We start from the raw sequence: 20,208 nt of genomic DNA, 5'->3' as shown, positions 1-20,208 counted from the left end.
ACAGCGACCTCCTTATTTGTTTCAGGAAGAGGTGCGAGGGGATTGGAGGGGACCTGCCTATATTTGTACGATCATTTTACATGTGCTATAGCCTAGCGATCATCAAGAAATCACGAAGGAAACAAGAACATTGGCGGGGCTTATTTGTTTTTATCAGGGCGAATGACCGCAACATTAACACCAATCAACAGCAATCCAATACAGTTATGCCTATACGTTATTATGCCGGATGGCTTATTTTATTATTATTAGTGGCTGCGTCCTGCGGCCGTTCGGGGAAGGGTACAAAACAGCCTAAGGTCAGGGATACGACCCATTATACCCGGCAGGAGTATATAGACCTGGCATTGGATTCCAGCCAGGTGGGGCATTTTCTGCAATCGCATCCTGAGTATCAGTCTTACCGGGAGTATATCCAGCGTTTTTATCAGAAGCGGGATTACCACTATGCCTGGATCAGCAATGATGGGCTGCTGACGGAGCAGGCGGGTAACTTCATCAACCTGATGAAAAATGATCCTGCTTACTTAGTGAATGACAGCAGCCGGGTGGGTAAGCCTATACAGCAGTTGTATGATACGTTAGTAGTGGAAGGCGGTAAGTTGCATCCGGGAGATGTGAATATGTCGAAGATAGAGTTGATGCTGACGGCGCAGTTCTTCCTGTATGGTAATAAGGTGTGGGGCGGTATGACGGCGGATTCGGCGAAGGACTTGGAATGGTTTATTCCGCGGAAGAAGCTGGATATGGAGAGTGTATTGGATTCGATGTTGAAGCGGCCTGCTACTGCCTTTGAGGAAGGTGAGCCGGTAAATAAGCAATATAAGCTGCTGAGAGACGCTTTGCGACGGATGGGAGCATTGGAGGCTAAGGGGGCCTGGGATTCGCTGAAAATAGCGGTTAAAAGCTATAAAAAGGGGGATTCTGCGCAATTGATCGCGGCGGTGAAGACGAGGTTGCATGCATTGGGTGATTTGCCGGTGATAGATAGTGGGCGGGTGTTTACGCCGATGTTGGATTCGGCTATCCGGATCTTTGAGCAGCGGATGGGGTTGAAGGAGGATGGATTGATCCGGCAGGGGGTGTTGGATGCGTTGAATATACCGTTGCAGCAGCGTATCCGGCAGTTGCTGGTGAATATGGAGCGGCTGCGTTGGGTGCCGATAGAGCCTGCGAGTGATTATCTGCTGGTGAACATTCCTGAGTTCAAGCTACATGTATACCAGGAAGGGAAGCTGGACTGGAGTTGTAATGTGGTGGTGGGTAGGCCGGGCACGAATACGGTGATATTCAGTAAGAACATGCGATTTGTGGTGTTCAGTCCCTACTGGAATGTGCCTCCGGGGATACTGGCGCATGAGGTGTTGCCGGCGGCGAAGCGGAATCCGGGTTATCTGGCGAGGCAGAATATGGAGGTGGTAGGATCGAGCGGGAAGGTGATTCCGGCGTCTGCTATCAGCTGGGGTAAATACAGTGGGGGTAATTTCCCTTATATCGTACGGCAGAAGCCCGGTAACCGGAATGCGTTGGGTAAGGTGAAGTTCCTGTTTCCGAATGAGTACAATATTTACCTGCATGATACGCCCAGCCGGGGATTATTCGGGGAGACGAAACGTTCTTTCAGTCATGGTTGTATACGGGTAGCGGAGCCTGCTAAGCTGGCGGATTGGTTGTTGCGGAAGGATTCTGCGTGGACGCCTGCGCGGATCGAGACGGCGATGAATGCCGGAAAGGAGCAATTTGTGACGTTGAAGAACCAGGTGCCGGTGTTTATCGGATATTTTACAGCTTTTGTGGATAGTAAGGGGCATTTGAATTTCCGGGAAGATGTGTATGGGCATGATGCCCGACTGGCGCAGCAGTTGTTTGGTAAATAGTATAAGGTGGCCAAGCGCTATAAAAGAATTGTCCATGCGCTGTAAAAGAAAAGGAGGAACCTATCGTTCCTCCTTTTCTTTTATGCTGTAAGAATTATTTAGCTGCGATCACGGATATTTCTACGTTTACTCCACGGGGCAGTGCTGCTACCTGTACGGTTTCGCGTGCGGGGAAGTAACCGCTGAAGTATTTACCATATACTTCGTTGATATCGGAGAATGTTTGCATATCGGTGATGAAGATGGTAGATTTCAGGATATCGCTGAAGTCCATGCCTGCTTCTGCCAGTATGCTTTTGAGGTTTTGCATTACCTGGTGAGTTTCGGCGATGATATCGGAAGTAACGAGCTGGTTGGTTTCCGGATGGAGGGCGATCTGGCCGGATACGAACAGCATATTGCCTGCTTTAACGGCCTGGTTGTAGGGGCCAATTGGGGCAGGGGCTTTAGTGGTGTTGATGACTTGTTTTTCCATAGGCTGTAAAAATACCAAAAACGGGTACCAAATCCATATTAAGTATTATTTACCGGAGGGGCTAATTGGCGGGCTTTTGGAATAGTATTTTGGAATTTGCGCTGTGGGTGCTTAGGTTTGTATATATGAACAATATAAATATCCTGGTGATAGGGGCGCAGCAGCGCTATCTTGAATTACAGCAGAAGGGGTTACCGGCTGAAGGAGTTCATTGGCGGCGTGATCTGGAGGATGATGCGGAGTTGGATGCGTACCAGTTGGTGATAGACCTGGATCTGGATGAGCATTTGCGCAGGGCGGGTATTTATGCCCGGTATCCGCAGGTGATGGTATTGGGATGTATTGTGCGGAGTACGTTGGCGGCTTTGATGGGGCGGTATGCATTTGAGCAGGGATTTAATATTGTGGGATGTAACTGGCTGCCGGGATTCATTAATATGCCGCAGACGGAGATATCGTTGATGGATGAGGAGCAGGAGCCGGTGGTGCGGGAGTTGCTGGAGCGATTGGGATGGCGGTATACGCTGGTGCAGGATGAGGTGGGGATGGTGATTCCGCGGGTGGTGTGTATGATCATCAATGAAGCATATTATACTGCGGAGGAAGGTACTGCCAGCCGGGAGGATATAGATATTTCCATGCGGTTGGGTACCAATTATCCTTATGGGCCATTTGAGTGGTGTGAGCGGATCGGGATCAGGAATGTATATGAAGTGCTGGCGGCGGTATTGTCTGCTACCGGTGATGAAAGATATGAAGTAAGTCCTATGCTGGCAGCTGAAGCGGGGGGATGATGCTGGGGCGGGACATTTTTGATTGCATGTGTATTACAAACAAGGTTAAATCGATCAACGTTGGCTTTAATATTGAACATTGATACTGCTACCAGTACGGGATCTGTATGCCTGTCCAGGGATGGGCGGGTGTTACAGACATTGGTTAATGATAAGCAGCAGGATCATGCTGCTACGATGGTGGTATATGTGGAGCGGATATTGGCGGAGCAGGGTATACGGCCGTCGGAGCTGGATGCTGTTGCGGTGAGTGCGGGGCCTGGTTCTTATACTGGATTACGCGTAGGTGTGGCTACGGCGAAGGGGTTGTGTTATACCTGGGAGAAGCCGTTGCTGGCTATTTCTACTTTACAGCTGATGGCGCAGGGTATGCATGCTGCCGGGCATCCGGAAGTGGATCTGTATTGTCCGATGCTGGATGCGCGACGTATGGAGGTATTTACAGCATTGTATGATACTGCTATTTCAGTTGTATTAGCGCCGCAGGCGCTGATATTGGATGAGCATACTTTTGCGGCTGAGTTGGCACAACAGCGGATTTTATTTTTCGGGGATGGTAGTATGAAGTGGAAAACATTATCGGGGGAGCCTGCGCATGCTTTATTTGCAGATTACACTATTAGTGCGGAGCATATGATTCCTTTATCTGAGGCGGCTTTTAGCCGAGAGGAGTATGCAGATGTTGCTTATTTCAGTCCTTATTACCTGAAGCCATTTTTCCATCCGCAGCGTAGGTAGCATATGAGCGTTTAGTCTGTCATATAAATGTCAAATTATACCTTTTTGCCAAATGAGGCCATTTATATATGAAAAAATAAGGTATAGAAATTTTTTTTATTGTGACAAATATTATAATTTTGTGTAAATCGACACCTGATATTGTTATCTAACAAGGCCAGGAAGACTGTCCGTTGATCCCTTTCATTTCATCATTTTTTAAAACTATTATGCGATGGAAAAAACATTATTAACGACCTCTTCTAATACTCTTATTATTTCTAGAGGTAACAATGAAAAAGACCAGATCAAATTGGATTACATTGCTGTAAAAAAGGCTGCTATGGTATTGCGTGCAATCAATCATAAGCTGCGCCAGCAAATGATCAAGCTGCTGGAAGATCATAAAAAGATGACTGTGACTGAGATATATGTGAAGCTTCGTTTGGAGCAGTCAGTTGCTTCTCAGCATTTGGCTATTTTGAGACGAGCAGGCATTGTAATTACAGAGAGAGATGGTAAGTTTATCCACTATACGATTAACAAGCAGCGTATTGCTGAAGTTGCCAAATTTGTGGAAGAACTGGTGGGATAATTTTTCTTCGGAAATATTAAACCATTCCAAACTATATCAAAAAAGTAGCCATATGGCTACTTTTTTTATTTTGTAACGTATATAGATGCCCGTTTTCGTGGTATTCGTGCGGTGATATGTACGATGACAGAAACGCGGATGTATGATAGTAATCATGGAATGTTTATAGCGGTATAGATAATCCTGATAGCAATCATAGGAGGGGCGCCGGGGGAATTTCGTATTTTTGTGAAAATCAAAAACCAATGTTCGTAAAACAATTATATACAAGTTGTTTATCAGAAGCTGCATACTTTATTGAATCGGAAGGGGTAGCTGTGGTAATAGATCCATTGAGGGATATAGATGAGTATCTGGCGTTGGCGAAGGAGCGGAATGCGGAGATCAAGTACATTTTTGAAACACATTTTCACGCAGATTTTGTATCGGGGCATTTGGATCTGGCTGCGGCGACTCAAGCGCCTATAGTATATGGACCGGGAGCGATTACTAATTTTCCTATTTACCAGGCGAAGGACGGGGAGCGGTTTCAGATCGGGCAATTGACGCTGGAGGTATTGCATACGCCGGGTCATACGCTGGAATCGTCTTGTTACCTGTTGTATGACGAGGCGGGTCGTCCGCACAGTGTGTTTACCGGGGATACGTTGTTTGTCGGGGATGTGGGTCGTCCGGATTTGTTCAGTGGTAATCTGACGAAGGAAGAGTTGGCTGGTCATTTGTTTGATTCGTTGAATAACAAGATCAAGACGTTGCCGGATCATGTGACGGTGTATCCTGCGCACGGCCCTGGTTCTGCGTGTGGTAAGAACCTAGGACCGGAGACGTTTAGTACTATCGGAGACGAGAAGCGCGGCAATTATGCGTTGCTGGCGACGGACAAGGCACAATTTGTGGCGGAAGTGACGGATGGGCTGGTAACGCCTCCTTCTTATTTCCCGATCAATGCGAAGATCAACAAGGAAGGTTATGATGCGTTGACTGCGATCATGGAGAAGAGTATGCGTCCGTTAGCGGTAGCTGATTTCAAGCAGGTGGTGAAGGGTGGTGCTTTGATACTGGATACGCGTAAGGCGGCGACGTTTACGGAAGGATTTGTGCCTGGTTCTATCAGTATTGGCTTGGAGGGCCGTTTTGCGGAATGGGCGGGTAGTTTGTTGCCATTTGATCAGGAGATGGTATTGGTAACGGAGCCAGGTCAGGAAGAAGAGACGGTAGTGCGGTTGGCGCGGGTAGGTTTTGACAAGGTGGTAGGGTACCTGGAAGGTGGATATGAAGCGTGGATTGCTGCCGGTGAGAACCGGGATCTGATCATCTCTGTGGAGCCGGATGAGTTGGCGATGGATATACCGCATGATGAGCATCTAGTTATAGTAGACGTGCGCAAGCCTGCGGAATATGCGGACGGGCATATTAAGGGTGCGATCAACCTAACGCTGAGTGATATGACTGATCCGGGTAATCTGGGCGACTTTGATGATAATCACAACCTGTACGTGCATTGCCAGGGAGGTTACCGTAGTGTGATTGCCTGTTCGATGTTGAAGCGGGAAGGTATCCACAATCTGCGGAATGTGGAAGGTGGATTTAACAAAATGAAAGAGGAGAAAGGGTTGAAGGTAGAGAAGGAGAAGAACGTGTTGAATTAATCCTTTTGTAATGATACTTGAAAAGGCTGGCCGGTGGCTGGCCTTTTTTGTTGGTGGTAACGGGCTGCTGGATAAGTTGATGGTGGAAGGGTAATTGTTTGTAAATGAGCATCTTGCATACTTGTTGCATATAGGTTGTATAAGCGTTGTATAAGCATTGTATATGCAACTATATGCCTTGCTTATACAATGACTATACGAATGCTACAGGAATGATACAGGAGAGCTATAGGAGAGGGGGCGGGGAATTGGGGGCATGAAAATTTTCAAATGATGCATACCTGATATATAAAGAATATTATGCATTTATTTGTCGGTGCGGCGGGTGGGTGTAATGCGCTACAGGCGGTGCGGGAGGGGTATTATTGTGTGGTTGAGGCTGATGGGCCTGTAGGCTAAGATCACTTCTTTCTGGCTGATTAACAATAAGTTAAAGGGGAAGGGACAGAACCTATTAGCACGGTATTTGTTTACTCTTATAAAAAATTGTACTACTATGAAATCTAGGTCTTTATTGTTAGCCTGTCTGTTATCGATAGGCGTATGCTTATTTGCCTGTAAGCCAAATGATAGCAAGGTACAGGCGGCTGTTAACGAGAAGTTGAGTACTTCTCCCGGTGTGACGGCTGATGTGAAGGGTGGAGTGGTAACATTGAGCGGGGAGGTAGCTGATGAAGCTGCTAAAGCTGCTGCGGAGGAATCTGTAAAAGGTGTTACTGGTGTGAAGTCTGTGAGCAACAATATCATGGTGCAGGCGCCACCGCCTCCTGCTGCTGCTCCTACTGTTGAAATCAATCCTGATGATGTATTGAAGAAAAGGCTGGATTCTGCTTATGCGGCGGCTGGTTTTTCGGATGTGAAGGTATCTGTGGTGAGTGGAGAGGTTACTTTGGATGGTAGTGCCAAGAAAGCGGATGTTCGTAAGATCATGCAGACTGCGCAGGAAGCTAAACCTAAGAAGGTGAACAATAAACTCACATTAAAATAACTCCTTAAAAACTTATTGTTATGGGTTTACAAGACAAATACCAGGAGCTGATCAACCAGGCTAACAGTGCTGGTGTAAGCGGTTTGCAGGTAACGGAAAAGGACGGTGTGTTGTATGTGAACGGTACGGCGCCCTCTGCGCAGATCAAGGATCAGTTGTGGGATACTTATGAGAAGCTGGATCCGGAGATGCGTGCTGCGGACCTGGTGTTGAATATCAACCTAGCTGCTGGAGCGGGAGGTGGAGAGCAGGAGTACGAGGTGAAGTCCGGGGACAATCTGAGTAAGATTGCCAAGAATTATCCGGGAGTATCCTGGCAGGATATTTTTGAGGCGAATAAGGATCAGATCAAGGATCCTAATTTGATCAAACCAGGTCAGAAGCTGAAGATACCCTCTGCTTAGCGGAAGGAGATGTTATAAATAAAAAGCGGGAAGGCAGTGATGCGCTTCCCGTTTTTTTTATGTGTATGTGTATCAGGTTTGGGGATGGGATACCGGGTTGTACTGGTGTTTCCAGCGGCGGTGGCTCCATACCCATACTTCTGGTTGTTCGTGAATATTTTTTTCCAGGAACTGTACGAATGCTTCGGTGATTTTTCCTTCTGGTTCGCGGAGGGGTTCTTCGAATGCGAGTTTGAGTTCGGCTTTATAGTATCCTCTTTTTGTTTTTCTTATATCTGCGAATACGACGGGGATGTTATGACGGCGGGCGGCCATTTCGGGGCCTTTATAGAACGGTGTCATTTTGTTAAGGAAGGGGAACCAGTAGCAGCGGCGGGGGTTGCCCGGGTTTTGGTCGGCGACGAGTGCGATGAGATATTGTTTTTGCATCCAGGGGTTCATGGCCTCGCGCATATCGTTGGCGGGTATGAGTGTGGTGCCGAATTTTTCGCGGAAGTGCCGGAACATGCGATCAACGGCTTTGTTGGTGATGGGCATGTATACGACGAGGAATGGGAATGCTACGCCTTGCATACAGAAGAGGTTTGCCCATTCCCAGTTGAAATTATGGCCAAGGTGAAGCTGGCAGCTTTTGCCCTGTGCATATAATTGATGGAGTACGGAGAGGTCGCAGATAAAGCGTCGTTGCAACTGTTTTTTGCTCATGGTGAGCAGTTTGATGGTTTCGACCATCATATCGGTGAGGTTGCGATAATATTTTTTGGCCAGGGCGTCTATCTCTTTGGGTGATTTATCCGGGAATGCCTGTTGGAGGTTGTTATTAACGACTTCGCGGCGGTAGCGGATGATATGATAGATGAGTACAAAGAGTCCGTCGCTGATGCCATATAGGAGCCACAGCGGGAGAATAGAAACCGAATAGCAGAAGATCAGTAGAAGATAATACATTTTTTATGATGCGATCACCGGTTAGGTTGTCCTGATGTGCAAATGTACGAAAAGGGTGCTTTAGGGCCGGTTAGTATTTGCCGGTTATCAGAGCACGATATTTTGTATCAGTTCGCATTTGTATGGATAGTCGGTATTGAAGTGGAGGCCTCTGCTTTCTTTGCGGAAGGTGGCTCCTTTTACGATCAGGTAACCTGCGGTGATGAGGTTTCTGAGTTCGCAGAGTTGTGGTGATACGGCTGTTTTTTCGTAGAGTGATTCTGTTTCTTCGTGTAGTATATCGAGGCGGCGCATGGCGCGTTGGAGGCGTTCGTCGGTGCGGACGATGCCTACGTAGTCGCTCATGATCTGTTTGAGTTCTTTCAGGCTTTGCGTGATGAGGATCATTTCCCTGGGGGCGGTGGTGCCGGTGGCATCCCAGTCTGGAACCATTGTCCGGAAGGCGGTGTTATCGATGTTTTTAACGGCATCGAGGTAACATCTGTGCGCGAATACCATTGCTTCCAGGAGGGAGTTGCTGGCGAGGCGGTTAGCGCCATGGAGGCCTGTGCTGGCGCATTCGCCGCAGGCGTATAGATTACGGATGGAGGTGCGGCCCCATTCGTCTGTTTTGATGCCACCGCAGCTGTAGTGGGCGGCGGGGGCTACGGGTATCATTTGCTGGCTGACGTCGATGCCTATGGAGAGGCATTTTTCATAGATATTGGGGAAGTGGTGGATGAACTTTTCTTTATCCATGTGCCGGCAATCGAGGAATACATGTTCGGTACCGGCGAGTTTCATTTCGCTGTCTATAGCGCGGGCGACGATATCGCGAGGTGCGAGGGAGAGTCTTGCGTCATATTTGTGCATGAAATCTTCGCCCTGTATGTTCCTGAGAATGGCGCCATCGCCTCTTACTGCTTCGGTGATGAGGAAGGAGTTGCTGACGCCGGGCTGATAGAGGGCGGTGGGATGGAACTGGATAAATTCCATGTTCTCGATCCTGCCTTTGGCGCGGTATACCATGGCTATTCCATCGCCGGTAGCGATAGCGGGATTGGTGGTGCTGCGGTATACCTGGCCGTTGCCACCGGTGGCGAGCAAGGTGATGCGACCCAGGATGGTTTCGATCTTATTGGTTTTGAGATTGAGTACGTATACGCCGTAGCATTCGATATCCGGGGTGGCTTTAGTGACGAGGAATCCCAGGTGGTGTTGTGTGATGAGATCGACTACGAAGCAGTGGGTAATGAGTTCGATATTTGGTTTGCGGTGGAGGGCTTCGAGGAGGGCTCGTTCTATTTCTTTGCCGGTGACATCTTTGTGATGGATGACGCGGAATTCGGAGTGTCCGCCTTCGCGGCCGAGGGAGAAGTCTCCATCGGGGTTTTTATCGAAGTTAGCGCCCCAGGCGATGATCTCGTTGACCCGTTGGGGGCCTTCGGTGATCACTATTTCGACGGTTTGAGGGTTGCAGAGTCCATCGCCGGCGATGAGGGTATCTTCTATATGTTTTTCGAAGCTGTCGTTTTCCAGGTCATTTACTACGGCTACTCCGCCTTGTGCGTATTTGGTATTGGTTTCATCTTCCCTGGTTTTGGTGATGATGGTGATCTTTTTATCAGGGAAGGTATCTGCTATTTTCAACGCATAGGTAAGTCCTGCTATTCCGGAGCCTATCACTAAAAAGTCCACTTGTTGCATTTGCTAAAGATACGAACGCGGATGAATTATTTCGCGGACGATGTTAGGAATGGCGGGGGATGGGCGGGTTATCGTGTAGCGAGGGCGTTGTGGCGGCGGGTGTCGAGATAGGCGACACTACCGCTAACGATGCCCCATTGTGCCAGGCCATAGGTGAGCATTACCCACCATTGTGCGGCTGGCAGTGGCTGATAGAACTTGTTGGTGGCGAGTAGGGCATCGGAGATGATAAAGACGATGGCCCCTATCAGTATGCGCCAGGTACGTGGCTGGGTGTTGAAGTGGAAGGCATGCATGGCGCAGAGGAGGGTGAACGATATGGTGATGGCGTAGATGATAACGGGGACTAGTAAGGGTCCCAGGTGGGGGAGGAGGAAAAAGATGAATGCCAGTACGCAGGCTTCGGTGAGGAAGATGAACGGCCATCGGCATAGTACGAGGGGGGGATTGGTGTATCTAATTTTGAGGAAGAGGCTGATATAGCAAAGGTGGGACAGGAGGAAGCTGCCCAGTCCTGCCATGAAGAATACTTCCTGCCGGGCATCGAACATGAGCAGGATGTCGCCGGCCCAGGAGCAGCAGAGGGCTGCAATGAGCAATGTTTTGAATACGGGTGGGGTATTGGTGAGCGCTTTAAGGGAGTAGATGATGAGGGTGAGGACCAGTAATGGTTTGGTGGCCAGTTGTAGTGTGGGGTATTGTAAGGTGATAGCGCCCAGGTGGAGGGCGAGTATGGTAAAATACAGGAGATGCCAGTTCTTATGCATGGGTATACAGGGTTATTGTTGTGTACAATATAAGGTTTTTTGTCATTACAACATTTGCGGATGGGCTATGGTCGGGGTCTTACACATTAACAACCTCTTCACAAAAAAGACCTATTTATAGGCTACTATTGGCGGATAAAACCCTCGGCTATGAATAGAGCTGTACTCCCTGTTATGTTAGTGTTGATTGTGGTTGGCTGTAGTAAAAGTCCTGCTGTATTGCATGCGTTGTTTCCGGATAGTAAGCTGGATTATTCGGGGCGGGTATTGGGGCCTGTGCGTGGTTGTGGCGGGCATCCCTGGGAGGTGGTATACCGGGTGCCGGGGGGTAGTGAGAAGGGGTATGATACGGCGATGACGTTGGATCTGCCTGTTAGTTTCCAGGAGGAGGGGAAGGAGTTCCGGTTCAGGGTGGTGGACAGTCGTCCGTTTCCTTTTCCGTGTCTGGCCAATCGTATTTATCCTTCTGTGATCGGGATGAAGGAGGTGCAGGTACCTTAAGGGAGGTGGGGGTGGGGATCATCCGACGGGGACGGTGACGAGGAAGGTGGTGCCTCCGCCGCTGGTGTGGCTTACTTTTAATTGGCCGCCATGCATTTGAATGATTTGTTGGGAGAGGCTGAGGCCGATGCCGCTTCCTTTTTTCTTGGTGGTATAGAATGGGATGAAGATTTTGTTCATGGCATCGCTGTCTATGCCTGGGCCGTTGTCGGCGATCTCAATACAGGCGAGTTGGTTGTTGCTGCTGATATAGGTTTTGGTTTGGATGGTGGGGTTGGGTATATGTTCGAGTGCATCCATGGCATTTTTGAGGAGGTTGATCAGTACCATTTGGAGTTGAGCGTTATCGGCGCGGATTTCCATGTTTTCGGTTTCGACGATGAGTTGATAGGTGATGCCTGCTTGTTTGAGATCGGGGTACAGGAGGTTACTGATGGAGGTGAGTAGTGTTTTTACGTTGACGTTGGTGAACTGTGGTTTGGGGAGGGTGGTATAATCGCGGTAGGCGTTGACGAAGTTCATGATGCCTTTGCTGCGGCTTTCTATGGTTTGTAGTGCTTCCTGCAGGTCGGTGATGGCTTCTGTCTGGTTGGTAGTGGGCATGATATCCTGTTCTACGATTTCGCGCATGGTGCCGATGAGGGAAACGATGGGTGTTACGGAGTTCATGATTTCGTGGCGGAGTATTTTGGTCAGGTTCTGCCAGGCTTCCAGTTCTTTATCCTGTAGTTCGGAGTGGATGTTCTGGATGGATATCAGTTTGACCAATCTGCCTTGTAGTCTGACGGTGGCGGCGTGTATGCTGAGTTGTTGTTCCTGTTGGGTGCGATAGAGTGTTTTATGGCCGGATTTGAGTTGCAGGAGTAGTGCTGGCAGGTCGGGGTGTGTGGGAACCATTTCTGCCAGGTTACGGAGGCGATATATGTTGAGTAGCCGGAAGGCGGCGGGGTTGATCAGTTCGATCTTACCTTCTGCGTCGAAGGAGAGGACGCCGATGCTGATATGTTGTACGATGGTATCTATGTATTTGAGGTTGGCTTCTTTTTCGGCGCGTGTTTGCCGGAAGGCTTCCAGCACTTCATTGAATTGCTGGTTGAGGAGTCGGAAGCTTTTGCCCAGTTTGTTATCTGCGCTGAACCGGATGGAAAAGTCTTCATAGCGGATGGATTCCATGAAGAGGGTGAGTTTGCGGTTGACGCGGGTGAGGTAGTGGTACAGGCCGAATATCTGTAAGAGGATGATGGGTAGTACCAGTAGTCCGGTGTTAGTGCCAGCGGTGAGCCATAGCCAGATGCCGGCGGCCATTGTTATTGACAGCAGCAGGATGCGCAGGAGTATAAAGAGGCTAAAGCGGTTCATTGGCGTAATTATTCCGATGGCTATATATTATATTTTTCCAGTCTTCTATATAGGGCTGCTCTGCTGAGGCCTAATTCGCGGGCAGCTTCTGTGATGTTGCCATTACATTTTTTCATGGCTTGATGGATCATATTCCGTTCCATTTCTTCGAGGTTATATCCGGTGTTGAGTGCTTGTCCGGCGGAGGCGCTTTTCAGGAATACGTCTTTGGGTTGGAGTGATCTTCCCTGGGCGAGTATTACGGCGCGTTCTATGGCATGCTGGAGTTCGCGGATATTTCCGGGCCAGTCGTATTGTCGTAGTGGTACGAGCAGTGATTCGTGTAGGGAGGTGACCGGGCGTTTATATTTTTCGCGGTATACCTGGAGGAAGTGTTCGGCGAGGGGGACGATATCTTCGATGCGTTCGCGTAGTGGTGGCAGGTTGATCTCAATGGTGTTGATACGATAGAGGAGATCCTGCCGGAACTGGTGTTGTGCGGTCATCTGGACGATATCGCGGTTGGTGGCGCAGATGAGGCGGACGTTAATTGGGATATTTTTATTGGAGCCTACTTTGGTGACGTATCTGTTTTGCAGTACGGTGAGTAATTTGGCTTGGAATGGGAGGCTGATATTTCCTATTTCGTCGAGGAAGATGGTGCCTTCGGCGGCTTCTTCGAAGCGGCCGATTCTGTCTTCGCGGGCATCGGTGAAGGCGCCTTTGACGTGGCCGAACAGTTCGCTTTCGAAGAGGGATTCGCTGATGGCGCCGAGGTCGACGCTGACGAATGTTTTTTGATTGCGGAGGGAGAGCTGGTGGATATGTCTGGCGAGGAGGTCTTTACCGGTACCATTTTCTCCCAGGATGAGTACATTGGCATCTGTGCCTGCGACGCGGGCGACGGTATCCATGACCTGCATCATGGCAGGGCTGTTGCCGATGAGTGTTGTCTGGGACTGGCTTTGTGGTGCTTCTTTGGTGACGGTGGTGTTATTCTTCTTATTATAAGCGGTTTGAATGGTTGCCAGGAGTTTATCGTTTTCCCAGGGTTTGAGTACGAAATCGACTGCCCCTGCTTTGATGGCCCTTACGGCCATTTCGACGTCGCCGTATGCGGTGAACAGTACTACTGCCATGTCCGGTTTTATATCGAGGATACGGTCGAGCCATTCGAAGCCTTCTTTTCCGCTGCTGAGGTCGCGGGTGAAGTTCATGTCGAGGAGGATGACATCGTAGTCGAAGTTGGTGACGAGGTATGGTATTTTTTGTGGATTCTTTTCGAAGTCTACCTGTTCGAAATGTCGTTTTAATAGCAGTCTGGCGGCGCGTAATACATCTACATCATCATCTACTATCAGTATTTTTCCCGGTAACATTGTACTCATTAGTTATTTGCTGTTTTGATTTGGGCGTATCCCAGCGGACCTACTATTTGCGGATACGGTGTCGTTAGGCCACCAGCAAACAGTATTCCTATTATGGCCGGTTATGCCTTCAGGAGGGCTCTATGGGCCAGCAGCAAGATAAACAAAGATTGGTAGGAATGGTGCGGCTTTTACGAAACGGGGGTCAAGTGTCCGGAAATGGACGTTGACTGTTCGGCATAGTACATCGGGAGCGGGCGTCTTGATTTCTAAAGTATTGGGATTGAGTTTGTTAGAGTATTGGCATACGGCTTGACTTTCCTGTGCAGCAAACTAATGCAACCCTAATTAGAAAATTTTATGGACAGAAAAATAGAAAAGAAGTTTTGGTCGAAAAAGCGCATTTATCTTATCAGCGGGATATCTGTAGTGGCGATGCTGCTTTTGTATAATCTCATTTTTGCGGATCATCGTTCGCGGTTGAACGTAGAGAAGGACAAAATTACGATTTCGACGGTTACGAAAGGCACTTTTGATGTATATATCGCGGTGACGGCGGTGGTGCATCCTCTGAAGACCATCCGGCTGGATGCTATTGAGGGGGGGTATGTAAGCCGTAAGTATATGGAGGGAGGTAGTATGGTAAAGCGGGGTGATAGTATACTCCGGTTGGAGAACCAGCGTCTGATGATGGACTTTGTGAATCATGAGACGGAGATCTACCGGTTGATCAACGAGTTGCAGAATACGCGTTTGCGTTTGAAGCAAGATCGTTTCGCATTGCAGCAGAAGTTGTCTGACCTTAACTTCAAGATCGACCAGGCGAAGGATCTGTTTGACCGTAACAAGCAGTTGGTAGATGAGAAGATCGTGTCCAGGCAGGAGTTTAACAAGAACAAGATAGAGTATGAGGGTTTGGTAAAGCAGCGGGAGATAGAGGTCAAATCGCAGGATTTCCAGGAGGAGAATGCGAAGTTGCAGATCGCCCAGCTGGAGAGCACTATTGGCCGTATGCAGCGTAACCTGCAGCTGATGAAGGATAACCTGAACAACCTGGTGGTACGTGCCCCGGTAGATGGCCAGTTGTCTTCCATAGATGTGGAGGTAGGTACGAATATTACTGCGGGACAGAACATTGGTCAGATTGATGACATGGACGGTTTTAAGTTGCGTGCGGAGATTGACGAGCATTATATTTCCCGGGTATTTTCCGGTCTGAAGGCCACTTTTGAGTTTAACGGCAAGAGTTATCCGTTAACGATTATGAAGGTATATCCGGAGGTAAAGAACGGTCGTTTTAACGTGGACATGACGTTTGACGGAAAGGTGCCGGAGGGTATCCGTCGTGGACAGTCTAGTCCTATACGTCTTGAGTTAGGTAAGTCTTCTTCTGCGGTGTTGCTGCCCTTAGGCGGATTTTTCTCTGACACTGGTGGTAACTGGGTGTATGTAGTAGACAAGGGGGGGAACAGGGCTGTAAAGCGTAAGATATCCCTTGGCCAGAAGAACCCCTTGTATTTCGAAGTATTGGAAGGTTTGCAGCCTGGGGAGCAGGTGATCACCTCTTCTTATGAGAACTTCGGCGACAAGGAAGTGCTGGTGTTTTAGTACCGTATAGGTTATATTTGAATAGCCACTCATTACAGACAGCAAGCAAAAGGAGAGGGGTGAAAGCGGGTTTTGCATTCACAGTTGTTTTCCTGCTTATCAGCTCTCTCCGCGTGCTGCCAATAGCGATAAATAAAATTTTTACAAATCAAGCAGCGCTTGCCGTTGCTTTTACAAACCAAAAGCATATGATTCGTACCCTTAATCTGCAAAAGCTCTTTACAACAGAAGAAGTAGAAACCACTGCGTTGAATGGTATTAATATGGATGTACAGGATGGTGAATTTGTAGCGATCATGGGACCTTCGGGTTGTGGTAAGTCCACGTTGCTGAATATATTGGGATTGCTGGATAACCCTACCGGCGGGGAGTATCATTTCTGGGGTAACGAGGTAGCGAAGATGAGTGAGCGTCAGCGTGCGCAGTTGCGTAAAGGTGCTATTGGCTTCGTATTCCAGAGTTTTAACCTGATCGATGAGTTAACTGTATTTGAGAATGTAGAATTGCCTTTACTATATCTGAAAGTACCTGCTGCAGATCGTAAGCAACGGGTAGAGGAGGTACTGGAGCGTATGAACATTATGCATCGTCGTAATCACTTCCCCCAGCAGTTGTCCGGTGGTCAGCAGCAGCGTGTTGCGATTGCGCGTGCGGTAGTCGCTAAGCCTAAGTTGATATTGGCGGATGAGCCTACCGGTAACCTGGATTCGACTAATGGGGAAGAGGTGATGAAGTTGTTGCAAGAATTGAATGATGCCGGTACTACTTTGATCATGGTGACGCACTCTCCTTATGATGCCGGATTTGCGCACCGTATTGTCAATCTGTTTGATGGACGTGTGGTGACAGAGAACATTAAGGAGCAGTTCCATATCTAGTATTTAGTGTGAATCCGTTACCATTTTATCAGCTATACTGTGGCATGTCAGGCATTGTCCCGGATCATCAGGATGAGGGATAAGCAGTCATTATAGTAGCCCGCATAGCCGGGCTACTATGTAAGCGGTTGTTGTTTTTAGTGTCTGAAGCGATCGTCTCCGATATATTTTTTGGTGCACATGCTGTGCTGTCTATCAGACACCGTTTCTCTGTGAATTGCGACGAAACCAATCTGATCATATAAATAAGTGTTTACAAGTAGAATAACAAGTGACTAATCGGGAAACATGTATCCACATGTCCCGCTATTTATCACCCGGGGATGTTTTGTGCGAACGGGTGTCTGCGAACAGGAATGTTTATTATTTATTACCTGAAAGGAAACTATAACCACATGTTTTTCAATTATCTTAAAATAGCCTGGCGTAATCTGCTAAAGCAGAAGGTATACGCTTTTGTGAATGTGATAGGGATGTCTGCTGCTTTTAGTGCAACGATCATACTGGTGCTGGTGTCTTACCGGGAGTGGTCCTTCAATAAATTTCATGAGAACAGGGACCGTATCTATCAGTTTTACCGGGAGGAGTATCGTCCGGAGGGGATAGAGGAATCTACGAGTACGCCTGCTCCGATGATGGGTGCGTGGAAGAGGGAGTGTCCCGGCATTGAGAAGATCACCCGATTTACTGCGGATACAAAGCCGGTGACATCCGGTGATCAATCATATAATTACAGTATCGGATATGCGGATGCTGATTTCCTGGACATGTTCTCTTTCCCGTTGGTGCAAGGGGATAAGCGCAAGGCATTGGCGCAACAGGACCAGATCATCATCTCGGAGAAGGTTGCAGCTGCGGTGTTCAAAGGTGGACAGGTAGTAGGGAAGCCGCTGACGGTCAAATATTCGGGCGGCAAAGACCGTACTTACATTGTAAGTGGGGTGATGCAAAATGTGCCGGAACTGAGCAGTATTAAATTTGAGTTGTTGGCTCGTTTTGAGCGGGCGCCTTATTACGATGAGATCAAGGAGGACTGGGATAGTCATTCTTACCGATTGTTTGCGCAGCTGCAACCCGGTGTAAGTATGTCGGATATTGAGCGGTTCAGCAAGCCGCTTGTTAATAAATATTTTGCCAACGGTATTCGTGATCTTAAGCGGGATGGTGCGGTAGGAGATAAAGAGGGACAGTTAATCAGGCTGAAAGGGATACCCTTGCCTGAATGGCGATTCAGTAAGGTGAGTACTTATGGTAATGGCTCCAGTAAATTATTCCCCTGGTTACTGATATTATTGGGGATAGTGATCACGATGACGGCCTGTGTGAACTTTGTGAATCTTTCTATTGCGCGGTCGTTTACCCGTTCTGGAGAGATCGGGTTAAGAAAAGCGTTGGGGGCGGTTCGCTGGCAGTTGGGGATACAGTTCTGGTGTGAGGCGTTCATATTATGTATGTTATCATTGGTACTGTGTGTCGTGATATTGTTTTCCGGCATGAAGACATTTAATGCGGCGTTCCACAGCAATATATCATTAGCGCCCTTTGTAGATCCTGTATTGATGGCTTACCTGTTGATTGGATTTGCGTTGATCACTTTGCTGGCGGGCGGTTATCCGGCATGGCTGGTATCGAAGGTGAATGTGGTGGAGGTATTAAAGGGGAAATTGAAACTGGGTAGTAGCGGGAAAGTGCGGAATGCGTTGATCATTTTCCAGTTCATCGTGGCTACGTTGCTGATCAGCTGTACGCTGGTGATTTCTCAACAGTTGCATTACATGCGGGTACGGCCATTGGGTTTTGATAAGGACCAGGTGGTGAGTATCCCGGTTCGGGAGGGACTTAACAAGGGCCAGGTGCTTACGATGATGCGGGACCGCTTATCGGGTGAGTCCAGTGTGCTGGGTGTAACGGGTACGAGTACGAATATCGGATTAGGTAAGGATGGGTCTACCCGTCTATCCAAGTGGGGATTTGATTATAAAGGAAGGGGTATCAAGACGCAATGGCAGGAAGTAGGGTATGATTATGCGAAGACATTGGGGGTACAGATGGTGGCCGGCCGTGATTTTTCCCGGACATTTGGCGGGGACTCGACCGGTGTGGTGATCAATGAGGAGCTGGCCAGGTTGCTGCAGGAAAAAGAACCTGTAGGGGCGTTTTTAGACATGGACGGTCAAAAACGGGAGATTGTGGGTGTGATCAAAAATTACAATTTTGAGTCTTTGCACCAGCGGGTAGCGCCATTGATGCTGACGCTGGGAGCAGATGCGGCACCGGAATATATATTTGTGAAGGTAACAGCGGGTGGTGTGGCCAATGCCATGCCGATGCTGAAGCGTATATGGGATAACGTGACAGACAAGGCTACATTTGAGGGGACGTTCCTGGATGAGAATACACAGAGTATGTATAAGCAGGAGCAGTACTTTTCGATCATATTAAGATCGGGTGCGGGTTTGGCGATCATCATCTCTTGTATGGGCTTGTTTGCGATAGGGGTGTTAGTGATTTCTCAACGCAGTAAGGAGGTGGGTATCCGGAAGGTATTGGGCGCCTCTGTGTTGGGGATTGTGGGGTTACTGTCCAAGGATTTTATCAAGTTGGTATTGATAGCTTTGGTTGTTGCGTTACCGGCTTGCTGGTATGTGATGAGACAGTGGTTGGCGGGATTTGCTTACCGGGTGGAGATTGCCTGGTGGGTGTATGTGGTGACGGCGGTGACGGCGATCGTGATAGCGTTTATGGCGGTTAGTTTTCAATCGTTGCGTGCGGCCTTGTCGAATCCTGTGAAAGCATTGAAAGACAGGTGATTGTTTATATAAATTACTTATTGAGCGGAGAAAAAACAGCAGTACATGATACAGTTAAAGCACGTTTACAAACATTACCCAGTTGGTTTTGGCAAGCATGAGATATTAAAGGATATAGACCTGGTGATACATGAAGGAGAGTTTGTATCGATCATGGGGCCTTCGGGTTCCGGCAAATCTACCCTGTTGCATATATTGGGTTTGCTGGAGGAGCCTACGCAGGGGGAGTATTTTTTTGAAGGGGAGTTAGTGCATAAGATGAGTGAGAAGCGGCGGACGCAGCTTCACCGTGGGAGTATCGGGTTTGTATTCCAGGCGTATCATCTGATCGATGAGTTGACGGTATATGAAAATATAGAGACGCCATTATTATATAAGAATGTTTCATCGTCGGAGCGTAAGAGCAGGGTAGCGGATGTGCTGGACCGGTTTAACATTGTGGCGAAGAAGGATTTGTTTCCCAACCAGCTATCGGGAGGTCAGCAGCAGCTGGTGGGTATTGCGCGGGCGATAGTAGCGGAGCCCCGGGTGATACTGGCAGATGAGCCGACCGGCAATTTGCATTCTGAGCAGGCGAAGACAATTATGGAATTGTTCAAGCAGTTGAATGAGCAGGATAAAATTACCATTGTGCAGGTGACCCATTCGGATATCAATGCTACCTATGGCAACAGGATCATACAGATCAAGGATGGGAAGATCATATAATAATCCAGCAGCATTTGTTTACAGGTAAATAACAGAAACCGGAGCAGTTGCCGTTAGGGGTAATATCCGGTTTTTGCCGTCTATGGGGTATTATTCAT

At 48.3% G+C, this 20,208-nt stretch carries 18 protein-coding genes; 12 read left to right on the top strand and 6 right to left on the bottom strand.

The window, feature by feature from the left end; genetic code table 11:
- Window positions 1-206: 206 nt before the first annotated feature.
- Window positions 207-1,877, top strand: a complete 1,671-nt coding sequence (locus KTO58_RS22780; RefSeq protein WP_157752784.1) for a L,D-transpeptidase family protein — start codon at window positions 207-209, stop codon at window positions 1,875-1,877.
- 94 nt (window positions 1,878-1,971) lie between these two features.
- Here the strand turns inward: KTO58_RS22780 and KTO58_RS22775 are convergent, their stop codons facing one another.
- Window positions 1,972-2,352: a RidA family protein gene (locus KTO58_RS22775; RefSeq protein ID WP_095837188.1), complete on the bottom strand. Its 381-nt coding sequence runs from the start codon at window positions 2,350-2,352 to the stop codon at window positions 1,972-1,974.
- Window positions 2,353-2,477: 125 nt separating this feature from the next.
- Here KTO58_RS22775 and KTO58_RS22770 point away from each other — a divergent pair, with 125 nt between their 5' ends.
- From KTO58_RS22770 to KTO58_RS22745, 6 genes are all read left to right on the top strand, one after another.
- The gene (locus KTO58_RS22770) at window positions 2,478-3,146 is read left to right on the top strand and encodes a 3-hydroxyacyl-CoA dehydrogenase family protein (protein WP_095837189.1); all 669 of its coding nucleotides are present in this window, start codon (window positions 2,478-2,480) and stop codon (window positions 3,144-3,146) included.
- A 60-nt stretch (window positions 3,147-3,206) separates the two neighbouring features.
- On the top strand, window positions 3,207-3,884 hold the full coding sequence (gene tsaB / locus KTO58_RS22765) for a tRNA (adenosine(37)-N6)-threonylcarbamoyltransferase complex dimerization subunit type 1 TsaB (protein WP_157752785.1): 678 nt from the start codon (window positions 3,207-3,209) through the stop codon (window positions 3,882-3,884).
- A gap of 214 nt (window positions 3,885-4,098) precedes the next feature.
- A complete protein-coding gene (locus tag KTO58_RS22760; RefSeq protein ID WP_073084462.1) occupies window positions 4,099-4,458 on the top strand; it encodes an ArsR/SmtB family transcription factor in 360 nt (119 codons plus the stop codon).
- Between the two features lie 245 nt (window positions 4,459-4,703).
- Window positions 4,704-6,107, top strand: coding sequence for an MBL fold metallo-hydrolase (locus tag KTO58_RS22755; protein WP_095837192.1), 1,404 nt, complete (start codon window positions 4,704-4,706; stop codon window positions 6,105-6,107).
- A 496-nt stretch (window positions 6,108-6,603) separates the two neighbouring features.
- On the top strand, window positions 6,604-7,095 hold the full coding sequence (locus KTO58_RS22750) for a BON domain-containing protein (RefSeq protein WP_095837193.1): 492 nt from the start codon (window positions 6,604-6,606) through the stop codon (window positions 7,093-7,095).
- A gap of 20 nt (window positions 7,096-7,115) precedes the next feature.
- Complete coding sequence (locus KTO58_RS22745) at window positions 7,116-7,499, top strand: LysM peptidoglycan-binding domain-containing protein (RefSeq protein ID WP_095837194.1); 384 nt, start codon at window positions 7,116-7,118, stop codon at window positions 7,497-7,499.
- A 72-nt stretch (window positions 7,500-7,571) separates the two neighbouring features.
- On the opposite strand, the gene KTO58_RS22740 is transcribed toward KTO58_RS22745, so the two are convergent.
- The 3 genes from KTO58_RS22740 to KTO58_RS22730 form a co-directional block, all read right to left on the bottom strand.
- A complete protein-coding gene (locus tag KTO58_RS22740) occupies window positions 7,572-8,447 on the bottom strand; it encodes a lysophospholipid acyltransferase family protein (protein ID WP_095837195.1) in 876 nt (291 codons plus the stop codon).
- An 87-nt stretch (window positions 8,448-8,534) separates the two neighbouring features.
- Window positions 8,535-10,133 (bottom strand): L-aspartate oxidase, encoded by a 1,599-nt coding sequence (nadB, locus tag KTO58_RS22735; RefSeq protein ID WP_095837196.1) that lies wholly within the window; start codon window positions 10,131-10,133, stop codon window positions 8,535-8,537.
- A 68-nt stretch (window positions 10,134-10,201) separates the two neighbouring features.
- Window positions 10,202-10,900, bottom strand: coding sequence for a lysoplasmalogenase (locus KTO58_RS22730; RefSeq protein WP_095837197.1), 699 nt, complete (start codon window positions 10,898-10,900; stop codon window positions 10,202-10,204).
- 150 nt (window positions 10,901-11,050) lie between these two features.
- Here KTO58_RS22730 and KTO58_RS22725 point away from each other — a divergent pair, with 150 nt between their 5' ends.
- Window positions 11,051-11,401, top strand: coding sequence for a hypothetical protein (locus tag KTO58_RS22725; RefSeq protein ID WP_095837198.1), 351 nt, complete (start codon window positions 11,051-11,053; stop codon window positions 11,399-11,401).
- Between the two features lie 18 nt (window positions 11,402-11,419).
- On the opposite strand, the gene KTO58_RS22720 is transcribed toward KTO58_RS22725, so the two are convergent.
- Window positions 11,420-12,760 carry a sensor histidine kinase gene (locus tag KTO58_RS22720; protein ID WP_095837199.1) on the bottom strand — a complete coding sequence of 447 codons (1,341 nt, stop codon included), beginning with the start codon at window positions 12,758-12,760 and terminating at the stop codon, window positions 11,420-11,422.
- Window positions 12,761-12,780: 20 nt separating this feature from the next.
- Window positions 12,781-14,127, bottom strand: coding sequence for a sigma-54-dependent transcriptional regulator (locus KTO58_RS22715; protein ID WP_095837200.1), 1,347 nt, complete (start codon window positions 14,125-14,127; stop codon window positions 12,781-12,783).
- Between the two features lie 339 nt (window positions 14,128-14,466).
- Here KTO58_RS22715 and KTO58_RS22710 point away from each other — a divergent pair, with 339 nt between their 5' ends.
- The 4 genes from KTO58_RS22710 (at window position 14,467) to KTO58_RS22695 (ending at window position 20,110) form a co-directional block, all read left to right on the top strand.
- The gene (locus KTO58_RS22710) at window positions 14,467-15,714 is read left to right on the top strand and encodes an efflux RND transporter periplasmic adaptor subunit (protein WP_095837201.1); all 1,248 of its coding nucleotides are present in this window, start codon (window positions 14,467-14,469) and stop codon (window positions 15,712-15,714) included.
- Window positions 15,715-15,902: 188 nt separating this feature from the next.
- Window positions 15,903-16,592, top strand: a complete 690-nt coding sequence (locus KTO58_RS22705) for an ABC transporter ATP-binding protein (protein WP_095841437.1) — start codon at window positions 15,903-15,905, stop codon at window positions 16,590-16,592.
- Between the two features lie 395 nt (window positions 16,593-16,987).
- On the top strand, window positions 16,988-19,402 hold the full coding sequence (locus KTO58_RS22700) for an ABC transporter permease (protein ID WP_225859880.1): 2,415 nt from the start codon (window positions 16,988-16,990) through the stop codon (window positions 19,400-19,402).
- Window positions 19,403-19,447: 45 nt separating this feature from the next.
- Window positions 19,448-20,110 (top strand): ABC transporter ATP-binding protein, encoded by a 663-nt coding sequence (locus KTO58_RS22695; protein WP_095837204.1) that lies wholly within the window; start codon window positions 19,448-19,450, stop codon window positions 20,108-20,110.
- Window positions 20,111-20,208 lie beyond the last annotated feature (98 nt).

The sequence above is a fragment of the Chitinophaga pendula genome, from assembly GCF_020386615.1.
Lineage (GTDB): Bacteria > Bacteroidota > Bacteroidia > Chitinophagales > Chitinophagaceae > Chitinophaga > Chitinophaga pendula.
The sequence above is the reverse complement of the archived record's forward strand: the minus strand, read 5'-3'. Positions and strand labels throughout refer to the sequence as shown.

Bases quoted from the DNA above. Each gene is read 5' to 3' on its own strand.
- KTO58_RS22775 (WP_095837188.1), bottom strand. From the start codon at position 2,352: ATGGAAAAACAAGTCATCAACACCACTAAAGCCCCTGCCCCAATTGGC.
- KTO58_RS22695 (WP_095837204.1), top strand. From the start codon at position 19,448: ATGATACAGTTAAAGCACGTTTACAAACATTACCCAGTTGGTTTTGGC.
- KTO58_RS22780 (WP_157752784.1), top strand. From the start codon at position 207: ATGCCTATACGTTATTATGCCGGATGGCTTATTTTATTATTATTAGTG.
- KTO58_RS22715 (WP_095837200.1), bottom strand. From the start codon at position 14,127: ATGAGTACAATGTTACCGGGAAAAATACTGATAGTAGATGATGATGTA.
- KTO58_RS22770 (WP_095837189.1), top strand. From the start codon at position 2,478: ATGAACAATATAAATATCCTGGTGATAGGGGCGCAGCAGCGCTATCTT.
- KTO58_RS22700 (WP_225859880.1), top strand. From the start codon at position 16,988: ATGTTTTTCAATTATCTTAAAATAGCCTGGCGTAATCTGCTAAAGCAG.
- nadB (WP_095837196.1), bottom strand. From the start codon at position 10,133: ATGCAACAAGTGGACTTTTTAGTGATAGGCTCCGGAATAGCAGGACTT.
- KTO58_RS22725 (WP_095837198.1), top strand. From the start codon at position 11,051: ATGAATAGAGCTGTACTCCCTGTTATGTTAGTGTTGATTGTGGTTGGC.
- KTO58_RS22745 (WP_095837194.1), top strand. From the start codon at position 7,116: ATGGGTTTACAAGACAAATACCAGGAGCTGATCAACCAGGCTAACAGT.
- KTO58_RS22705 (WP_095841437.1), top strand. From the start codon at position 15,903: ATGATTCGTACCCTTAATCTGCAAAAGCTCTTTACAACAGAAGAAGTA.
- KTO58_RS22755 (WP_095837192.1), top strand. From the start codon at position 4,704: ATGTTCGTAAAACAATTATATACAAGTTGTTTATCAGAAGCTGCATAC.
- KTO58_RS22720 (WP_095837199.1), bottom strand. From the start codon at position 12,760: ATGAACCGCTTTAGCCTCTTTATACTCCTGCGCATCCTGCTGCTGTCA.
- KTO58_RS22750 (WP_095837193.1), top strand. From the start codon at position 6,604: ATGAAATCTAGGTCTTTATTGTTAGCCTGTCTGTTATCGATAGGCGTA.
- KTO58_RS22760 (WP_073084462.1), top strand. From the start codon at position 4,099: ATGGAAAAAACATTATTAACGACCTCTTCTAATACTCTTATTATTTCT.
- KTO58_RS22740 (WP_095837195.1), bottom strand. From the start codon at position 8,447: ATGTATTATCTTCTACTGATCTTCTGCTATTCGGTTTCTATTCTCCCG.
- KTO58_RS22710 (WP_095837201.1), top strand. From the start codon at position 14,467: ATGGACAGAAAAATAGAAAAGAAGTTTTGGTCGAAAAAGCGCATTTAT.
- KTO58_RS22730 (WP_095837197.1), bottom strand. From the start codon at position 10,900: ATGCATAAGAACTGGCATCTCCTGTATTTTACCATACTCGCCCTCCAC.